General features: G+C 38.1%; 19 protein-coding genes and 1 other annotated feature. Of the genes, 13 read left to right on the top strand and 6 right to left on the bottom strand.

Annotated elements, in window-relative coordinates:
* Window positions 1-406: 406 nt before the first annotated feature.
* From H9655_RS10835 to H9655_RS10815, 6 genes are all read right to left on the bottom strand, one after another.
* Entirely contained in the window at window positions 407-1,018 is a 612-nt protein-coding gene (locus H9655_RS10835; protein ID WP_191813813.1) for a GNAT family N-acetyltransferase, read from the bottom strand.
* Between the two features lie 30 nt (window positions 1,019-1,048).
* Complete coding sequence (locus tag H9655_RS10830; RefSeq protein ID WP_191813811.1) at window positions 1,049-1,645, bottom strand: TetR/AcrR family transcriptional regulator; 597 nt, start codon at window positions 1,643-1,645, stop codon at window positions 1,049-1,051.
* Window positions 1,646-1,964: 319 nt separating this feature from the next.
* The gene (locus H9655_RS10825; protein ID WP_191813809.1) at window positions 1,965-4,019 is read right to left on the bottom strand and encodes a HelD family protein; all 2,055 of its coding nucleotides are present in this window, start codon (window positions 4,017-4,019) and stop codon (window positions 1,965-1,967) included.
* A 51-nt stretch (window positions 4,020-4,070) separates the two neighbouring features.
* Window positions 4,071-4,562 (bottom strand): hypothetical protein, encoded by a 492-nt coding sequence (locus tag H9655_RS22415; protein WP_225230569.1) that lies wholly within the window; start codon window positions 4,560-4,562, stop codon window positions 4,071-4,073.
* Window positions 4,534-4,911, bottom strand: a complete 378-nt coding sequence (locus tag H9655_RS22410) for a helix-turn-helix transcriptional regulator (RefSeq protein WP_318245476.1) — start codon at window positions 4,909-4,911, stop codon at window positions 4,534-4,536. Before H9655_RS22410 ends, H9655_RS22415 begins: the two co-directional genes overlap by 29 nt.
* Window positions 4,912-5,184: 273 nt before the next feature.
* On the bottom strand, window positions 5,185-6,057 hold the full coding sequence (locus tag H9655_RS10815) for a LysR family transcriptional regulator (protein ID WP_225230567.1): 873 nt from the start codon (window positions 6,055-6,057) through the stop codon (window positions 5,185-5,187).
* Window positions 6,058-6,169: 112 nt separating this feature from the next.
* Between H9655_RS10815 and H9655_RS10810 the strand changes: the two genes are divergently transcribed.
* The 13 genes from H9655_RS10810 (at window position 6,170) to H9655_RS10750 (ending at window position 18,279) form a co-directional block, all read left to right on the top strand.
* A complete protein-coding gene (locus tag H9655_RS10810) occupies window positions 6,170-7,171 on the top strand; it encodes a YeiH family protein (protein ID WP_191813805.1) in 1,002 nt (333 codons plus the stop codon).
* Window positions 7,172-7,260: 89 nt separating this feature from the next.
* Entirely contained in the window at window positions 7,261-7,674 is a 414-nt protein-coding gene (locus H9655_RS10805; RefSeq protein WP_191813803.1) for a hypothetical protein, read from the top strand.
* Window positions 7,675-7,676: 2 nt separating this feature from the next.
* A complete protein-coding gene (locus H9655_RS10800) occupies window positions 7,677-8,948 on the top strand; it encodes a hypothetical protein (RefSeq protein WP_225230566.1) in 1,272 nt (423 codons plus the stop codon).
* 7 nt (window positions 8,949-8,955) lie between these two features.
* Window positions 8,956-9,402: a DUF4275 family protein gene (locus H9655_RS10795; protein WP_191813799.1), complete on the top strand. Its 447-nt coding sequence runs from the start codon at window positions 8,956-8,958 to the stop codon at window positions 9,400-9,402.
* Between the two features lie 71 nt (window positions 9,403-9,473).
* A complete protein-coding gene (locus H9655_RS10790) occupies window positions 9,474-9,959 on the top strand; it encodes a GNAT family N-acetyltransferase (RefSeq protein WP_225230565.1) in 486 nt (161 codons plus the stop codon).
* On the top strand, window positions 9,956-10,534 hold the full coding sequence (locus H9655_RS10785) for a nucleotidyltransferase domain-containing protein (RefSeq protein WP_191813797.1): 579 nt from the start codon (window positions 9,956-9,958) through the stop codon (window positions 10,532-10,534). The genes H9655_RS10790 and H9655_RS10785 overlap by 4 nt, the downstream gene beginning before the upstream one ends.
* 187 nt (window positions 10,535-10,721) lie before the next feature.
* Window positions 10,722-10,922: a hypothetical protein gene (locus H9655_RS10780; protein WP_191813795.1), complete on the top strand. Its 201-nt coding sequence runs from the start codon at window positions 10,722-10,724 to the stop codon at window positions 10,920-10,922.
* A gap of 263 nt (window positions 10,923-11,185) precedes the next feature.
* Window positions 11,186-11,462: a binding site (T-box leader), on the top strand.
* Between the two features lie 80 nt (window positions 11,463-11,542).
* Window positions 11,543-13,186 carry a methionine--tRNA ligase gene (metG, locus tag H9655_RS10775; RefSeq protein ID WP_191813793.1) on the top strand — a complete coding sequence of 548 codons (1,644 nt, stop codon included), beginning with the start codon at window positions 11,543-11,545 and terminating at the stop codon, window positions 13,184-13,186.
* Window positions 13,187-13,245: 59 nt separating this feature from the next.
* Window positions 13,246-14,109, top strand: a complete 864-nt coding sequence (locus H9655_RS10770; protein WP_191813791.1) for an aminoglycoside 6-adenylyltransferase — start codon at window positions 13,246-13,248, stop codon at window positions 14,107-14,109.
* Window positions 14,110-14,143: 34 nt separating this feature from the next.
* Complete coding sequence (locus tag H9655_RS10765; RefSeq protein WP_404826088.1) at window positions 14,144-14,482, top strand: hypothetical protein; 339 nt, start codon at window positions 14,144-14,146, stop codon at window positions 14,480-14,482.
* Window positions 14,483-14,493: 11 nt separating this feature from the next.
* Window positions 14,494-14,955 (top strand): helix-hairpin-helix domain-containing protein, encoded by a 462-nt coding sequence (locus tag H9655_RS10760; RefSeq protein WP_191813789.1) that lies wholly within the window; start codon window positions 14,494-14,496, stop codon window positions 14,953-14,955.
* A 153-nt stretch (window positions 14,956-15,108) separates the two neighbouring features.
* The gene (locus H9655_RS10755; protein WP_191813788.1) at window positions 15,109-15,597 is read left to right on the top strand and encodes a VOC family protein; all 489 of its coding nucleotides are present in this window, start codon (window positions 15,109-15,111) and stop codon (window positions 15,595-15,597) included.
* 204 nt (window positions 15,598-15,801) lie between these two features.
* Window positions 15,802-18,279: a peptidase G2 autoproteolytic cleavage domain-containing protein gene (locus tag H9655_RS10750; RefSeq protein WP_225230564.1), complete on the top strand. Its 2,478-nt coding sequence runs from the start codon at window positions 15,802-15,804 to the stop codon at window positions 18,277-18,279.
* Window positions 18,280-18,282: the final 3 nt, after the last annotated feature.

The following is an 18,282-nucleotide window of genomic DNA, read 5'->3' as shown; positions in this document are numbered from 1 at the left end:
TTGATTGATAAAAAGAGAAGACCCCAATCTTTTTGAACTGCACCCCAATTGTTAGACACATCGAACAATTGGAGGTGCAATTTTTTTAGTATGAAAGTTGCTAAAGATAGCACTTGCTAGTACAGTGAAAATTGAGTCCAACATATGATATTGGATCATACCCATTCATGGCAAGAAAGATTAAACTAATTGAACTTGGAATTCCCGCTTTCTTTAGATAGAAGGCTAATTTTAAACCTGCAATTCCGCACCGATATATATATTCTATTTCATTGTTGTTTTCTACTAATGTTTTTAATAGAAAAGATTTATCAATATTATTCGACTGACTGGTCACCTGAATAATGTAGAAAAGAAATTTCCTCTTCTTATACACATCATTATTTTGTTCCCAACATAATCTATTTTACAGGGTTTTACTAAATAAAAAGCAGGTTAATGGAACTTCTTCGTTTGCAACTTCAACCTTTATATTTTCACGCCCTTTTTCTAAAAAGCCACGGTGCATATAGAATTGGTAGGTAGAACCTGAATCTGAATATAAATAAATTTTTTTCCCGGATTCTAACTTTTCTAGTTCCTTTAACAATTTTGTGCCAATGCCTTGCCCTTTTATCTCTGGATTGACAGCAAAGAAATTTAATTCCCCATCTACTTGTTCTGTTCTTTTTAGTTCTTCTAACATTTTCATGTTGACGTGATCGTACTCACTACCTCTAGATTCGTAATTTTGATTAATTATAGATGATGTTAGCTTTAGAAAGAGCTTCGACCATAATGATGAATAATATTTTTGCTCTCCCTTCATATTGACGAGTAACACACCAACTAATTCATCATCTTTATAAGCCCCTAATGCTCTGGTTGCTTTTGAAATTCCATCATACCAAAAGTACAAACTATAAAAATAAAGTTCGACAGCATTCGTTGTATACCATGACAAATTCATTCCTTTAATCGCAAATTTTCTAGCCTTATTAAAGTCTTTACGTTTTAAATCTATTATCTTAATTGACATAAAAGTAACCTCCCATAAAATAAAGCTGCTTTATTTTATGCCGTTTATAAAGTATGCTATTGCTTCTCTAAACATGTTCTCGACCTTAGAATTGTCATCTTCTATATAAACTGAATGAGCAACACTAAGTCCTGTTAATGTAGTGTATAAAATAAAGACTAGATTCTCTTTATTCATCCCCTCGTTAAATTCCTTGTTTTCAATACCTTCTTGAATAACTTGCTCAAACGCTGTATATTCGGGCTTTATTAAATCTAATAATTCTTTTTTTATTGCACTCAATTCAAAGTGTTCTGCTCCTAAAAATTCTGGTATTGTACTTGAAAGAGAATTTTTGGTATCCATAGCGTAAATTTTTCCTAATAAATATAGTTTATCCGTAGCAGTTTTTACTTGTTTTGATTGTTCCGCCCACTCTAAAAACCAATCTTCAGATGCTACTTTTACACACTCAAGAAATAAGTCCTCTTTTTTCTTAAAATGATAATATAACGTTCCTTTGCTTACATTCATCTTTGTACGTATGTCATCCATAGAAGTGGCTGTATATCCCTTTTTTGCAAATAAGTCTTGGGCAACTGTAATGATATCTTTCCTAGTTGAAGTCTGTCCTACAGGTCTTGCCAAAGTTCATCCCCCCTTGGGTTATTTCTTAATCTTATCTTACCATTAACTGACCATGTAGTCGAATAACTTATTTTTCCTTTTTAACTATATGAAATTAGTAAGAGTCTAAACATATTATTATTAGAATGCTTATAGCTTTAACCTTACAGATCGATTGTTGATACATTAAAATATTTTTTCGAAAACTACATTTGGACCTAATAAGAACAAGCTGATACAACAATTCATCAATTTGCTTAAACAAAATAAAACTGAACCTCCACTGTTAGATCATGTCTAACAGATAGGGTGCAGTTCATTTATAGAATGGGGTCGGTTGTTACTCGTTTTTAATTAAAGGAGTTAATTCGCTTTTCTTGTGCAGTACAGTCAACTTATGCATCGCTCTAGTTGCTGCGATATATAATAAGCCTTTGTCAAATTTAGATTTATATACATCAGCATTTGCAAAAGGAATAAGCACCTCATCAAATTCTAATCCTTTAGCTAATTGGATTGTTGTTACGGTTATCCCTTGCTCAAATGTTTCACTGGTATCACTTAGTTTATTAAGTGTAAAAAACTGTTTTAATTCATCATATAATTGATTTACTTGTGCTTCGCTTTTACAGATGATACCTAAACGATTAAACGAGTTATTTTGGAACTGGCCGATCAATCTTCGTAATTCATCAATCAAAGAATGCTGATTTGTATACGATATGATTTCTGGCTTTTCGCCATGGCGATCAATTGCTTCGATGGAGTAATCTGGCATAAATTGCTTCGCAAAAGCGATAATTTCATAAGAGGATCGATAACTTTTATTCAGTTCTACGAATTCCATTCTATCAAATATGTTACTGAATGATTGATCGGAATTTAAACTAAAAGGATTCAACATTTGACCAAAATCACCTAAGATCGTTTTCTTGCACCTAAATATTTTATTGATTACAGCGTAATGAACGGGACTGTAATCTTGCATTTCATCAATAACTAAATGCTTAACTAAGTCAAACGACTCAATTCCCTCGAAATAGTAGATACAATAGATATATGGAAAGACATCTTGATATTCTAGTCTTTCTTTATTCCAATTTAGTGCTTCAGCATGATTTATCACATTAAAGAAATGTATATATATAGATTGGGCATCACTAAATTTTAAATAGCTGCTAAGTCTTTTTCTTAAGTCTATTTTTGAAGGGATTTTTTTAATTTCTGCTGCTTTACTCTTCTTTAAAATGTCTAAGACATCATTAGATAACTCATCCAACCGTTGTTTTACTGGGAGGTTATTATAACTTTGGAATCTTGATAAAAGGTATTCCTTTGTTATGATCGTATCTCCAAAATGCATATTTTCATCCGGTTGGAAGATGTTTGAATCAATATTCTTTATATAATTGCTCAATTGCTTAAAATAAGCTAATGAGGATTTTAGTTTTACTCGAAGCGTATAGTTAGAATGAGGTTCCTCTATGATTCTTTTGGTTTGTTCGTATAAAGATTCAGCTTTTATATTCTTTGGAAGAAGAGCTGTGGCAATATCATCAAATGTCTGTTCACGAACTGGGTCTTCACCCAGTTCCGGCAAAACATTCGCTATAAAATCAGCAAATATTTTATTCGGTGATATGATTGTGATCTGATCAGACGATAGCTTTTCTTTGTGCTTGTAAAGCAAGTAGGCAATGCGATGTAGAGCAATGGCTGATTTTCCTGAACCAGCAACTCCTTGAATGACGAGAGTATGAGCAGATTCATTTCGTACAATCTTATTTTGTTCTTTCTGTATGGTTGATATAATTGTTTTCATTCGATCATCAGACGTTGTACTCAATTCTCTTTGAAGGACATCATCTTGGATAGTCATAGAGCTCTCTAATGCATACTGCAATTGCTGATCCTTAATTTTATACTGTCTTTTTCGGCTGATTTCACCATGTATCATACCAACCTGTGCTTCATAAGCAGCTTGTCCAAGTTCGTATTCATAATACATACTCGATATCGGAGCACGCCAATCGTAAATTAAAATATCGTTATCTCGATCAGCCAAGTTGAACTTTCCAATATAAAATTCTTCTATTTCATCGCCATCCTCAAATCTAAAATCGATACGACCAAAATAAGGTGATTCTAAAAGCTTTTTTACTTTATTTAATTGACTATAGTAAAAGTCAATTGTTTTATCAATATTAGTCATAGACCGATAGTTTTGGTACATCTCCATCGGATCAGCAGTAAACTCGGATAAATAATGCTTTAAATCATGATAATCTTCATCATCTTTTTTAATTTTACGATTGATGTAATCCTTTTCTTCTTCCAAATGCCTAATCATTTCTTTTAATCGTATATTTTCTTCCTGGAATATATCAGATGTCATTATAGCACTCCTTTCTTATGCTTAAGTTTTCATAAATAAAGTGTGACTAGCTTAATCATGTATGTCTCCTTGTTGGTATAAAACCATTTGCTGAGTAGGGTAACCAAATTCAGTCAGAAGTTCTGCTTCATTAAAACCAAGTTGAATTAATGCTTTTCCGTAGCCTAGGTCAGCTTTATCTCCTTTTCTAAAAGACGTGATGTGGACTTTTTTCTGATTTGCCAAATCGGTCATCTTTATAAAAAGATGTATGATCTCTGGTTTATTATATAAAGGATGAACCCCCAGGAAATCAATTCTCCCATTTATGTGGGAAATTAACATATTTCCAATGATTAATCCATTTTCTATCATGATGAAGGCACGCCTGTCCGCAATGTATGTTTGAAGTACTTTTCTATGCTCTGCTTCTTGCAAGTGAGGAAAACCATCAATTACGAGGCTTACAAAAGCCATCCAAGATGGAACATCATCCTTGGTAGCTTCTTTAATTATTCTTAAGTTCTCTAATTCTTTATTGTTTACTCGTCTGAGTCCATTCATGATTAAATTGGAATCGTAACTGTAATGGATAATAGTCTTTTTCCTCACGGTATTGAAGGGGTGATTTCTTATACATTGCTTTAAATATAGTGGTAAATGCTTGCTGACTCTCGTAACCAGCAACCAATGCGATTTCTAGAATAGATTTATCGGAGAATACAAGCATCTTTGCTGCCTCAGTTAACTTTCTTCGTTGCACATAATCATGAATGGTCATACCTACTGTTTGCGAAAATACCCTGTGCAGATAATACTTCGAATAATGTAAGGCATGTGCTACAACTGCTAGGTTCATTTTCTCTGATAGATGAGCTTCGATATAATCAATGGTATCCATGATTAGCTTCACTTTTTTCAAAGCTGTTACCCTCCCTCACAAATAATAACAAGAAACTCTAATGACCTTTTCATTATTCTTGCTCTCTTCTTACATATATACTAGTGGATGCCAGCATTTTATTTTTAAATACGACGATGAAGGGAGAGTAGTATTCTTTTGTGTTAGAAACGAGGGGAGTGTGAGGAAGTTAATATATTTTAAATGGTATTTTCGAGACAAAAAGTACATTGTTCACGTTCAATCTAACGTTTGTTTAAAATTCCACAGAGTGGATGTACTCCTCTAAGCTTCTGCACCATATTTCAACGTATCGACCAATAATTGCGTATTGCGATTAAGGTTCGTTCCTTTGGTCAGGATATAAGAAAAGGCTCGTTTTGCATAAAGGCCATCTATCGGTACAATCTTCAATAGACCGTATGTTAATTCCTCTTGTATGGTTGCCTCGGATAGTAAGGCGAGTCCTAGTCCGCTTTTTACGCTACTTTTTATTCCTTGGGTAGAGCTGATGATGAAGGTGGATTTGACCCTAATTTGATGAGCTTCAATTAGATGGTCAAATGATTGCCTTGTCCCCGAACCTTCTTCACGGATAATCCACTCTTGATCATGTAAATCTGCTATCGAATGAAAACTTTCTGCATAGGCAGGTGAACAAACAATTACTAAACGATCTTCTGCAAAGGACGTTTGGACAACCTCTTTCGCATAGGTTTGCCCTTCCACTAAGCCGATATCTACTTCTAACCGCCTGACACTATTAATCATCTGATCTGTATTACCAATCGTCACATGAAAGGATAATTGCTCATGAGTTGCTTGTAATTGTGCGATCACGCTCGGCAAAATGTATTCACCAATTGTAAAGCTAGCTCCGATTCGTATGAGCCCTGAGGCGACTTGTTTTTTCTCATATAATGTTTCTTTCAGCTGCTGATAGACTTCCCATATTTTTAAGCCTTGATTATAAAAAAGTTCCCCTTCGGCTGTTAAGTGGACTTTTTTTGTTGTGCGCTGAATGAGCGAGGTCGCAAATTCATTTTCCAGGTTTTTTATATGGACACTAACGGTTGGCTGAGATAACGCCCTTTGTTTAGCTGTTTTCGTAAAATTTTTTTCCCGTGCGAGGACAAGAAACGTCTCAAGTTCCTCCATATGCATCATGGCCACCCCATTTATTAATAAAATGAATAAGTATTATTATATATATTTATTTCCGAAATAAAAAGGACAAAACTATACTGTAATAGAGAAAGGAGAGACAGCAATGGATTTAAAAGCATCTTTGAGAACAGGCTCCTTTTATTTTGGAATAGGGACGACATTGATTATTGCTTTTATGGCTGGGCTTCTCGCTAAACTACCTTACCTGACGATTATCGGTCAGCTCGTTTTAGCCATTTTGCTAGGCATAATTTGGTCACATACGATTGGTTGGAACCGTTCATATAAAGTTGGCGTTGATTTTTCCAGTAAAAAATTATTAAGACTAGGCATTATCTTGTTAGGATTGCGCCTTAATTTATCCGATTTAGCTCATGCAGGTGTTAGTACTTTTCTTTATGCGGCTTTCTTGTTAGGTGTTACCCTTCTTGCTGTTTATAGTTTTGCCCGTATGCTTCATGTTGATAAAACATTAAGTTTATTAACGGCGTGTGGAACGGCCATTTGTGGAGCGGCTGCAATTGTAGCGATTGCATCTGTTGTCAAGGCGAAAGAAAGTGTGACAGCGGTCAGTGTCGGTGTGATTGCTGTGCTTGGTACCCTATTCACCCTACTTTATACTTTCCTGTTTCCGGTTTTACCAATAACCGACTATCAATTTGGTATGTTAACTGGTGGAACCCTGCATGAGATTGCTCACGTTGTAGCAGCTTCTTCTGTTGGTGGTGTGGAGGCAGAGAATATCGCCATTATTGTCAAACTGACAAGAGTGATTTTACTCGTGCCAGTGGCCATTCTTATCGGCTATTTTATGAAGAAGAAGGAAAGTCAAGAGAGGGGAACAAAGAACAAGTTGCCAATTCCATGGTTTATCTTCGGTTTTCTTGCGATGAGTGCCATCAATACGATGGGGTGGTTGCCGGCTGAACTTGTTCAATGGCTTATTAGTGGGTCGTATCTGTTATTAGCAATGGCAATGGCGGGCTTAGGGTTAAATGTAGAACTGTCCGCTTTTAAGAAAATGGGCCTGCAGATTTTTTATGCGGCATTACTTGGTACGATCCTGCTTGTTTTCTTAGGATTGATCATTATTTTTATTATGTAAAGGGTCACATGAAGTGTGGCTCTTTTTTGTGTTCCATTGTATGATAATAAGCATATATTTCCAGTTTATATATGTGTGAAGGAGTAAGTATGAAAAGCCTATACATCGCTATTGTTTTAAGCGCATTCATCCTCATCGGTTGTGTAAAAGGAGAGCCGATGGTGTTATTGGACGAGCCCATTAAAGCTATTCATTTTTCAACATCCAAAGGGGTGGGGGAAATGAATGAAACTATTCTTTTTTCTATCAAAGAAGATGCAGGCATAAAAACAATGGAAAAAGTTATTTTAACAGCTGTACAAGAGCCAACAGTAATAAATGAACAACTACCTGATTATGATGTAATGGTTGAGTATAAAAAGGATTTGCCTACTCATGCCATTCATTTATGGGTAGGAGAACAAGATGAACCGAGTGTCCTTATGTATATGGTTAGTGACGGACAGACGTTTTTGACTACGGGGGATATGACAAATTCGTTAAGGGAGATGCTTGTGAAGTGATAGTGAATGAACAAGAGGAGAAAATAATAGAATGGACAAGATTAAAGTTCGGCCTAGCTCATTATGATTTAGGACGTAGCAGTTACAGTCGCCGTGTAACACTGTTCAATGAAACGGTTTACCAATTTTGTATGGAGTGGTTCCCTAAAGAGGCAAGTATTGTTGAAGAAGATCTTAATCCTGAAGGAACGGCTGTCATTGCGATCGATTTGTCAACAAACCAGGTAGAATCGGCTATTTTTGTCGGGGGAGAAACGTATGCAAAGGCTGGCATTGTTTTTCAACAGCGGGATGTAGAGAGCATCATTAAATGGATAGAAGCGGAAACGAATTTAATATATGGTAGGCAGTTTCAACTGGATTCTCATAAAGGGGGCAAGTACGTTTTTAAAGAATGTTATAAAGGGATAGACATATCTCCGCCTGGTTATATTGAACTGAAATTAAATAGTGATGGGGAACTCGTTTTTTATAGTGTTTATGGGCAATTCCCAACTGAAGAAGTAGTGAAAGAAGAGGAATATACACTGACCGTTAAGCAAGTGAAAAAAACTGCCCAAGCACAAATCCGACTGATACATGATCCTTCCTTTAAGGATGAAAAAATCTATCCCACTTATGCTTTAGAGGAAATCTATATAACCAATGACCTTTCGAAAACCATTCCTTTTGAAGGTTTTACCGATAGAGGTGGGCGTATTGAATTAGAAGAGTTATTGGTTTGGTCGGAGCCGTTACAAAATCACTTCACTCAGAGTGAGTTGGTGTTGATTGAAGATATTTCAGCAAAACAGGCATTTACGAATGAACCTAGTGCTGATATAGAACCGATTAATGAAAGTGAAGGTACTGCTTATATTGACGTCGTTAAAACGTTTTTAAGACAAGTATATCCAGCGTATTCAGGGGAATGGTTATTAACTTCTTTCAATCGCGATACTGGTTATATTCACGCCAATTTAAAAGGAAGTAAGAGCCACTCGTTTATTTTCCAGCGGAAACTGAAAGTAATCATCGATCCTCATTCATTAGAGGTGATCACTTATATAGATAACCAGTTATTATCTGATCAATTTAAAACGTATGATAGCCCGGAAGAGGTCGTTCTATCAAAAGAAGAAGCCTATGAAAAAATCAAAGAATTCATCGAATTAAAACCTTGTTATGTGTATGATGATGACACGCAGAAATATATTTTAGGTGCAATGATTGATAGTTCGTATGGGGTTGATGCCCATACGGGTGAGGTTTTCTTGTTAGCGGATCGGGAGTGATGGAGTGGTGGATTTAGTAACAAGATTGAGAGATCGGGGAGTAAAAGTAACCGAGATACCGAAATGGGGCCCTTATTTACAATATCGCTGGGAACAGTCTTTTGCTAGTCACTTGAATAAGAGTGAAAAAGAAGCGATTCATTTATATGATAAAGAGAGAATATGTGGGTTTCTATGGCATGTTTTTAGTTATGAGACAGTCGTTTGTCTAGAAGGAGAACAGGCTAGAGGAAGGTTAGAACAAATGAAAAATATGTCTTGTTATATTTTTTACGAGATGGAGGATGCTGCGTATATCATTGATCGGGTAACATCACTCAAGGCGATTGATTTCGAGAGAGAAAGAGATATTTATGTGGTGGATGTTGATTTTACTTGGACATATATTAGGCCACATGAATCCCCATGGTACGGTCCTTATTTTTATTGTCACAATAAGGTTGAGAGAAGATGACTGATAAATCTTTGATTGGTACTTAAACGGGAATTAGGTGGTAGAACACTAGTGGATAAGGAGTAGATAATATGAAAGTAATGAAAGAAAATGCTGTTGTCCATTACAAAAGTGCAACAGTAGAGAACTATCCCGTTGTACGAGAATTATTTACAGAATATGCAGACTCGTTGGGGATTGATCTCAATTTTCAAGATTTCGAAGGCGAACTAGCCTCCTTACCGGGTAAGTATGGTTCGCCGGATGGGTCGATACTTTTAGCGATTGTTGATGGTAAAGTTGCTGGTTGTATCGCTTATCGTAAGCTAGCAGACAAGGTTTGTGAAATGAAAAGACCGTATGTGCGCAAAGCTTATAGAAATCTAGGTATTGGCAAAGAATTGGTTTTAAGACTGATAGAAGAAGCGAAGGGCATCCCATATGAATCTATGAGACTCGATACATTAGCGACTATGAAGAGTGCGCAAAAACTTTATCGCGCCATTGGATTTTATGAGATTCCGCCATATACGTACAATCCGGTAGCAGGAACTTTATATATGGAGTTGAAATTATGACGGAGTTCCAACTTTGTCATAGAATAAGGAATCTTATGTCGGGGTTTGATAAACCGTGGTTTATTGCGGGTGGTTGGGCGATTGATTTGCATATTGGCCAAAAGACGAGGGAACATAAAGATATTGAAATCGCTGTATTTCGTCATGATCAAGCACATGTAAAAAATCACCTTAACAAATGGACATTTCAGAAGGCGGTGAATGGTGAACTAGTTACTTGGAAAGGGGAAAACTTACAGCTACCGATTCATGAAATTCATTGCCAGAACGTTATAGATGGTACTTCATTAGAGGTATTGTTAAATGAAATCCAACATAATGATTGGATCTTTAGAAGAGATGAGCGTATTCATTATTCATTTGAAAAAATGAAGTCTGTACACAAAGAAGGCATTCCTTATTTGAGTCCCGAAGTGGTGTTGTTATATAAAGCGAAAGATACGAGAGCGAAGGATCAAGAGGACTTCCTTCGAGTGGTCGATTCCTTATCTTCTGAACAGAAAAAATGGCTACAAACAGCGATTCAATTACATATGCCACATCATAAGTGGTTAGAATTACTTGTAACATACTGAGAAACACTTACTTTAATGGATCTAGGAGGATACCTAGTGATGGATATAATGAATATGACAGTAACCTTAGCATTATTAGGCGGGCTGTTGGCATTTTTCTCTCTCTATCTTAATGAGAGGAATCAATCGCCGGTTGGAACTAGAAAAGAATAGATATCTATAAACAAAAACAAAGGAGGGAGAGCAGGTGAAGCGGTTTGAACTAAATTGGAAAAACCCAATTGTCCGCCTATTTGTCTTCAGTATGTTCCCTTTAATTGCCCTAACTACCGTGTTATTTACGACAATTTCAAGTGAGTGGTACTTCATCCCAAATGGGCTGTTGGTTATCGGGACGATCCTGATTTTTTTCATTCGTTACTTACGCTATAAGAAAAGTAACGAATGAAAAAAGTGTTTTCAGCAACCTCCAAAAAATTTGCTTACCCATTAAAAACCGTCAGTGATGATAGATTCAATGGTCAAGATGGTTCCCCCTATTTTTTCATTAGGATCTTATATACTCTGATTTATTTATTAAGATTCTAAATAAGTTATCCTCCGCCAATTTTTATCAAACTGTAAAGAAAGTAATCATTAAAGGTGCCCCACCCGATTTTAACTATTGACTTTTATAAGCCTACTGATTACAATGACTTTAATATTTTTCAACTAAAGGCAATGAAGAGAAAAAGTAGAATGTGTCGTTTTTTTATCAGAGAGCTTCGGTAGCTGAGAAGAAGCAAAAAGCAATCATTCGAAAAATGGTCTCTGAGCTGTGTACTGAACATACTTGTTTATAAGTATAAGTAGGCTACACCGAGTTTTGGCACTCGTTATCAATGTCACAGTATAAAGGCCGATTGGGACTGGCGTACTTGATGAGGCAAGTAGGGTAACCTATTTGTAAAATAAGGTGGTAACGCGTGGTGTAAACCTCGCCCTTAGCTAGAAATAGCTATGGGGCGAGGTTTTTTGTTTGCAGTCCTGTCTCAATCAATCAGGCTAACAACTTAGGGGGAATAGAAGATGAGTATTTTTATTGGTGGGGCGTGGGCTTATGCAAATGGATCATTGCATCTTGGTCATGTTTCAAGTTTGCTACCTGGAGACATTTTGGCAAGATATTATCGTTTGAAAGGAGAAAAAGTGCTATATGCTTCAGGCAGTGATTGTAATGGTACACCGATTACTGTGAAAGCAAGACAGGCGGGGGTTGAGCCTCGGGTGATAGCAGATTACTATCACCGGGAGTTTGTTGATTGCTTTACGCAATTAGGTTTTTCCTATGATATTTATACAAGAACAGATACAGCTCATCACCATCATGTGGTACAAGAAATATTTTTAGCGCTTTTAGAAAAAGGCTTGATCTACAAGCGAAAGGTAGAGCAAACCTATTGTGACGATTGTCAGCAGTTCTTGCCAGACCGTTATGTGGAAGGGTTATGTCCAGTATGTAGTGAACCTGCCAGAGGTGATCAATGTGATCATTGTGCAACAATCTTAGAGCCACTTGAACTTCATGAACGCAGCTGTAAAATTTGTGGTCACACACCGACGACAAGGGAGACAGAACATTTTTATTTTGCACTAAGTGACTTACAAGCTGATTTGGAAAAATATACACATCGAGCCGAAGAGCAACATTTATGGCGAGATAATGCGCTCCAATTAACGAAGAGATATTTACGTGAAGGCTTGCAGGACCGTGCAATTTCAAGGGATTTACCAATCGGTGTCAGTGTTCCTGTTGTTGGTTATGAAGATAAAAAGGTGTATGTATGGATTGAGGCGGTTTCAGGCTATTATTCGGCAAGTAAAAAGTGGGCAGAAGAAAACAATCAGGACGATCAGCATTTTTGGTCAAGTGAAACAACCTCGTATTATGTACACGGAAAAGATAATATCCCGTTCCACACAGTAATCTGGCCCGCCATTTTACAAGGAATAGGAGTAGCGGCATTGCCGACAAGGGTGATTTCCAATGAATATGTTACTTTAGAAAAAAAGAAGTTATCGACGAGTAAAAATTGGGCTGTTTGGGTGCCAGACTTTTTAGAAAGATATGAACCAGATTCGATTCGCTACTTTCTTACGATTAATGCACCGGAGAATCGCGATGCCGACTTTTCTTGGAAAGAGTTTATCTATAGCCATAATAGCGAATTGCTTGGTGCATATGGGAATTTCGTGAATCGTACGTTGAAATTTATTGAAAAATCATTTGCCGGTGTCATTACAACGATGGATATAGATGAAAAGATAAAAGCCGAAATGAACTGCTTATATCAAGAAGTTGGAAACCTTATTGAACAAGGAAGCATGAAGCAAGCACTAGAGAATATATTCGCCTATGTGCGAAAATCTAATAAATATTTTGATGAGCAAAAGCCATGGCAACAATGGCATGAGAATCAAGGGTCTTGTGAAAAAACATTAGCTAACTGTGTTTATTTGATTGCTAACCTTGCTCAGTTGCTTTCTCCTTTTTTACCGTTTTCAAGTGAAAAGGTATTCGAATTGCTTAATGTCCAAGAACAGAGATGGAAAGAAGTTGTTTTGAATGGTGTGACGCTCACTGCACCAGTTGAACCATTATTTGCCCGCATTGATGTCGAGAACATTGACAAAGAATTAGCGAGATTACAAGCGCAATCCCTTGCTGAATGATTGTTGCAAAGCAGGACTTCTCTTAGCAAATAAAGAACCCATACATGGGTGGTGAAGTAATGAGGTCTGAAACAGAAATGATGGCTACCATTATAGACTTTGCAAAAAACGAAGAAAGGATTTTTGCTGTCTATATGAACGGTTCCAGAACAAATAGAAATGTCCCAAGAGACCAGTTTCAAGATTATGATATTGTTTATGTCGTTGAAGATACTGAGCCTTTTATTAAAAATCAAAATTGGATCGCCTCTTTTGGCGAGTTGATGATGAAGCAAGAACCGGATAAAAATGATTTTGGTAAAGGTATAGTGCCAGACTTCAAGAGTTATGGTTTCCTCATGCTATTTACAGACGGCAATCGTATCGATCTTCGCTTTCAAACGAAGGAAGCGATGCGAGATGAATATGGGGGAGATAAATTGACTGTTCCTTTATTGGATAAAGGTGCGTACTTGCCTATTATTCCTTCTCCAACTGATGTCGATTATCACGTGCAAACACCGAGCGAAGGTGAATATGATGCTTATACAAATAACTTCTGGTGGTGTTTACAAAATGTGGCGAAAGGCATTTGGCGAGATGAGTTGCCATATGCTCAAGCCATGTTTAACACGGACATAAGAGACGCGTTAAACAAAATGGTCGACTGGTGGATCGGTATTCAAAATGAATTTCGCATTTCCACTGGTAAGTTAGGAAAATATTATAAATGTTATCTTCCTCCTGATTACTGGGAGATGTACAAAAGAACTTATAGTAATGGAGATGAGGAAAATATGTGGGAAGCGGTCATGACCACATGCGAATTGTTTCGTGCGTTAGCTCAAGACGTGGCTAATCACTTTCGATTCTCTTATCCGATCAATGATGACCTTCGCATGTTGGCGTATTTGGAGTCAGTTAGGCTATTACCGAAAGCGTGAAGAAGATAGGCTGCTTAAAGAATGAGAGGAAAAAGTGTTAAAAGGGATTGAAGCCTTTTCGTATAAGGGTAAAGAATTGTACGACTTAAAAACAAAGGGATGGATCCACACAATGAATATTCTTTCCTATTCTTATAAAAAACGGGGAGCGCTTGAATTTACTTTCGATGCTTTCCCCCATTCAAAAGTAGTCTTTCACCCAATTAAAACGTATTATTTCATTCGCACGGTTCGCTGGAATGCGGCGGATCCTGTTGTGACAAGAAGAGATTTAGAGATAATGGAAATGGTAGCTAACTTAGAGATGGGTACACTTGATCATTATAAAAAACGAAAAGGATATAAACCAATAACCTTAAATGAATACCAGTAAGGAGGAAGTCGATGCCATCTTATCAACCTAAATTACCTTTAACGGCGGATGAAAGGTCTGAACTTCGAAAGGCCAGATTGAAGGTCAGCCAAATCCATACACTTGCGATAAAAGAAATCGGTCAGCATTTAAATATATCAGATGAAAGGGCACGAAAGATTAAGGGATGGGCAGGCTTTCAATTGGTGCCCTCGATTGGTTTTGAATTAGCGGATAAACTTGTTCGATATCTCCAAATCTATTGTTTAGAAGATATAAAGAATGAAGACCCGGGAAAACTATTTGATCTGTTGGAAAAGGAAATGGGTGTGAGGACGGATGGTTGTGTGGAAGATCAAATTCGCTGTGTCATTCATTTCGCTAACAATAAGGAATTTCCTAAAAAATGGTTTGAGTTCACGGATGAGAGGAAGGCGTATCGCAGAACAAATGGCTTTCCACCAGATCGCCCAGAGAAATCGTGGCGGGACTAGAGGGGGATGAGGGTTGGAGGTTGTTCAAGAAAGTGGCATACTGGTAAAGTCCGCTCTCCATCAAAAGTCGTAAGTAAGATACAGCTTTGATCGGTCGCGATTTGTTCTCTTTTGATTGAAAATATAACTAGATAAAGGAGGACTGATGATGCAATGATAGAAGGTCTGTATGAAGCTCATTTACCAGTCAAAAATCTAGATGACGCGATTGAATTTTATACGAATCTAGGGTTAGAAGTGGCATTAAGGGATGAAGAGACAGTATTTCTCTGGATTGAAAAGGATAAAAGTTGGTTAGGGCTATGGCAAGGAGAAGAGTACAAGTTGCCCTATCATCCTTCTGTTAGACATGTTGCCTTTCGGGTTTCCTATGAAAATTTAAAGCGTTCATTAAAATGGTTAGAAACAAAGGGGATAAAAGCCGTACCCTTTGGCAACAGAAAGTCGGTGGCTCCATTTATTCGATCACATCAAAGTAATGCGTCAGTTTATTTTAAAGACCCGGACGGCAATAGTTTAGAGTTGATGTGTACGGTGGATACACCAGAGGAGTTGCAGAAAGTTTGCAAAAAGTGGTCTATCACTGAATGGGAAGAATCTTTGAAGGTACTTAAGCTACAAGATATATATATAAAAGAGTAATGAGATTTTACGAAAAAATGTTGCTTCATATATCATTTTTTCGTTTTTTTTTGCTTTGTAAGAGTTGAGCGGTAATATGGTTACATTTAGAAAATGCCAAAGAGATAAAGTGATAAAAATAGGTTACTTGTCCACACGAAAATGATCTCTTCTTAATAAACTATCATGATAAAGATTAAATTCTTGTGGAAAGGAGTGTTACATTTGGCTGATTGTAATAGAAATGCTTTAGGGACATGTTCCGATGCAGGTGGCTATAATACTACTGCAAGTGGTGTGGCTTCGCATGCGGAAGGTAGTACAACAGAAGCTGTTGGCACAGCATCTCATGCGGAGGGCTATAATAGTATAGCAACTGGTGAGACATCACATGCCGAGGGTTATGCATCAACAGCAACAGGTGCAGCTTCTCATGTGGAAGGCTCAAGTACTAATGCGACGGAGGTCGCCGCACATAGTGAAGGGTTTAATACACTAGCGAGTGGGCAAGCCTCCCATGCGGAGGGGAATTCGACGGAAGCTTTAGGCACAGCATCCCATGTGGAAGGCTTTGGGAATATGGCGATTGCTGATAGTTCACATGCAGAAGGTTATGGAACAGTAACAGCAGGAATTGGTTCACATACAGAAGGGGCTCAAACGAATACAAGTGGAACCGCTGCGCATGCAGAAGGTTTTAGTACGACTGCAAGCGGCGAAGGTTCTCATGCGGAGGGAAATTCGACGAATGCATTAGGGGCAGCCTCCCATGCAGAAGGGTTTGAAAGTTTGGCCACGGGCGGTGTATCACACGCTGAGGGACATGGGACTGAAGCAAGTGGATATGCCTCTCATGCCGAGGGGATTAATACGTCAGCAATTGGAAATGAGGCACATGCTGAAGGAACAAATACATCGGCGGTTGGAGATAATAGTCATGCCGAGGGTTATGCAACAACAGCTAGTGGAGAAACCTCTCATGCCGAAGGTTCTGAAACAAGTGCAAGTGGAGATGTTTCGCATGCAGAAGGTTCAGAATCAACAGCAAGTGGGGGTGCTTCGCATGCAGAAGGGTTAGGTACAACCGCGAGTGGAGATGCCTCTCATGCGGAAGGAGATGGTACGTTAGCTTCTGGTAGTGCTGCACATGCCGAGGGTTTATCTACTTCTGCTACCGCTATCGCTGCGCATGCCGAAGGTGGTTCAACAAATGCAACAGCTTATGGAGCTCATGCGGAGGGCATTCAAACAACTGCCTCCAATTCTGGCGCACATGCCGAGGGTTTTCTAAGTGTAGCAAGTAACTTTGGTACTCATGCCGAAGGGTACAATACTCAAGCGATAGGATCTTACTCTCATGCAGAAGGGGGGAGTACACAGGCCCAAGGTGTGTATACTCATGCGGAAGGATATTTAACCGTTGCAAGTGGAGAAGCGGCTCATGCGGAAGGTACTTCAACAGTTGCTTCTGGTACTTGGTCTCATGCGGAGGGTGATGGATCAGAGGCATCTGGCTACAATTCCCACGCCGAAGGAAATTCCACAATTGCCTCAGGAGGTTTTGCACATGCCCAAGGGCAGAGTACAGTAGCGGCAGGCACTGCTTCCCATGCTGAGGGCTACTTATCTAGCACAACATTTGATGCTCCTTATGCTCATGCCGAAGGATTAGGTACAATTGCTAGCGGAAATGCTTCTCATGCAGAAGGAACTGAAAATACTGCAAGTGGCTTTTCAGCACACGCAGAAGGAGGTTCAGATGGTGTAAACTTGCCTGCACCTAACACAGCAAGTGGAAATAGTTCTCATGTTGAAGGTTTTAACAATGTGGCGAGTGGATTAGCAAGTCATGCGGAAGGTGCAAGTACGATAGCTTCAGGTGATTACTCTCATGCTGAGGGACTTGGAACAAGTACAAATGATCAAGCGGGCGCTCATATTATGGGTCAATACGGTGATGCTGAAGAGTCTTATTCATGGTTTATTGGCAACGGAACAGCTCCAGGGACAAGAGGCCTTGGTGCCAAATGGTTAGCTAGTAATGGTGAAATGTACATTGATGGAGCTACGTATAACACTGGTGGGGCAGATATAGCGGAGATGTTTGAAAGTTTAGATGGGTCTGCAATTGATGTCGGTTACTTTGTTACGTTAGAAGGTGATAAGATACGAAAAGCAACTTCATCTGATAGCTATATTCTAGGTATAACAAGTGCGACCCCAAGCTTGTTAGGTAATAGTGCTAGCTTGAGTTGGCAAGGGAAATATGAATTAGATGATTGGGGCCGTAGATTGTATACCGATATCGAGGTACCTTTGCCAGCTACAAAAAGAGGAGATAATGTCCCATCTATAAAAGGAAAAAGGCCAATCATTAGTACGAAGTGGGATCCATCACAACCTTATGTTTCAAGACAAGATAGACAAGAGTGGTCTGCAGTAGGGTTATTGGGACAATTAAGAGTAAGAGATGATGGTAGCTGTCAAGTAAATGGTTATTGTTTACCAAATGATGCGGGTATAGCGACAATTTCGCAGCAAGGATATCGTGTGATAAAAAGAACGGCCGCTAATCAAGTCATTATTATGATTAAAGGCAATGAAAGTGAAATAATCGAGCTTGCTAACCGATACCAACAAGAACAACAAGAAATGAAACAAATGCTTGCCCAATTGGTTGATACGTTAAATAACAGTAAATAAGCC

This window comes from Cytobacillus stercorigallinarum (assembly GCF_014836495.1).
GTDB lineage: Bacteria > Bacillota > Bacilli > Bacillales > Cytobacillaceae > Cytobacillus > Cytobacillus stercorigallinarum.
This window is presented reverse-complemented; position numbering and strand designations above follow the sequence as displayed.

Excerpts from the sequence above, each read along its gene's own strand:
- H9655_RS10815 (WP_225230567.1), bottom strand. The coding sequence starts at position 6,057 with ATGGAGGAACTTGAGACGTTTCTTGTCCTCGCACGGGAAAAAAATTTT.
- H9655_RS10825 (WP_191813809.1), bottom strand. The coding sequence starts at position 4,019 with ATGACATCTGATATATTCCAGGAAGAAAATATACGATTAAAAGAAATG.
- H9655_RS10785 (WP_191813797.1), top strand. The coding sequence starts at position 9,956 with ATGACGGAGTTCCAACTTTGTCATAGAATAAGGAATCTTATGTCGGGG.
- H9655_RS10760 (WP_191813789.1), top strand. The coding sequence starts at position 14,494 with ATGCCATCTTATCAACCTAAATTACCTTTAACGGCGGATGAAAGGTCT.
- H9655_RS10835 (WP_191813813.1), bottom strand. The coding sequence starts at position 1,018 with ATGTCAATTAAGATAATAGATTTAAAACGTAAAGACTTTAATAAGGCT.
- H9655_RS10810 (WP_191813805.1), top strand. The coding sequence starts at position 6,170 with ATGGATTTAAAAGCATCTTTGAGAACAGGCTCCTTTTATTTTGGAATA.
- H9655_RS10770 (WP_191813791.1), top strand. The coding sequence starts at position 13,246 with ATGAGGTCTGAAACAGAAATGATGGCTACCATTATAGACTTTGCAAAA.
- H9655_RS10805 (WP_191813803.1), top strand. The coding sequence starts at position 7,261 with ATGAAAAGCCTATACATCGCTATTGTTTTAAGCGCATTCATCCTCATC.
- H9655_RS10755 (WP_191813788.1), top strand. The coding sequence starts at position 15,109 with ATGATAGAAGGTCTGTATGAAGCTCATTTACCAGTCAAAAATCTAGAT.
- metG (WP_191813793.1), top strand. The coding sequence starts at position 11,543 with ATGAGTATTTTTATTGGTGGGGCGTGGGCTTATGCAAATGGATCATTG.
- H9655_RS10790 (WP_225230565.1), top strand. The coding sequence starts at position 9,474 with ATGAAAGTAATGAAAGAAAATGCTGTTGTCCATTACAAAAGTGCAACA.
- H9655_RS22415 (WP_225230569.1), bottom strand. The coding sequence starts at position 4,562 with ATGAATGGACTCAGACGAGTAAACAATAAAGAATTAGAGAACTTAAGA.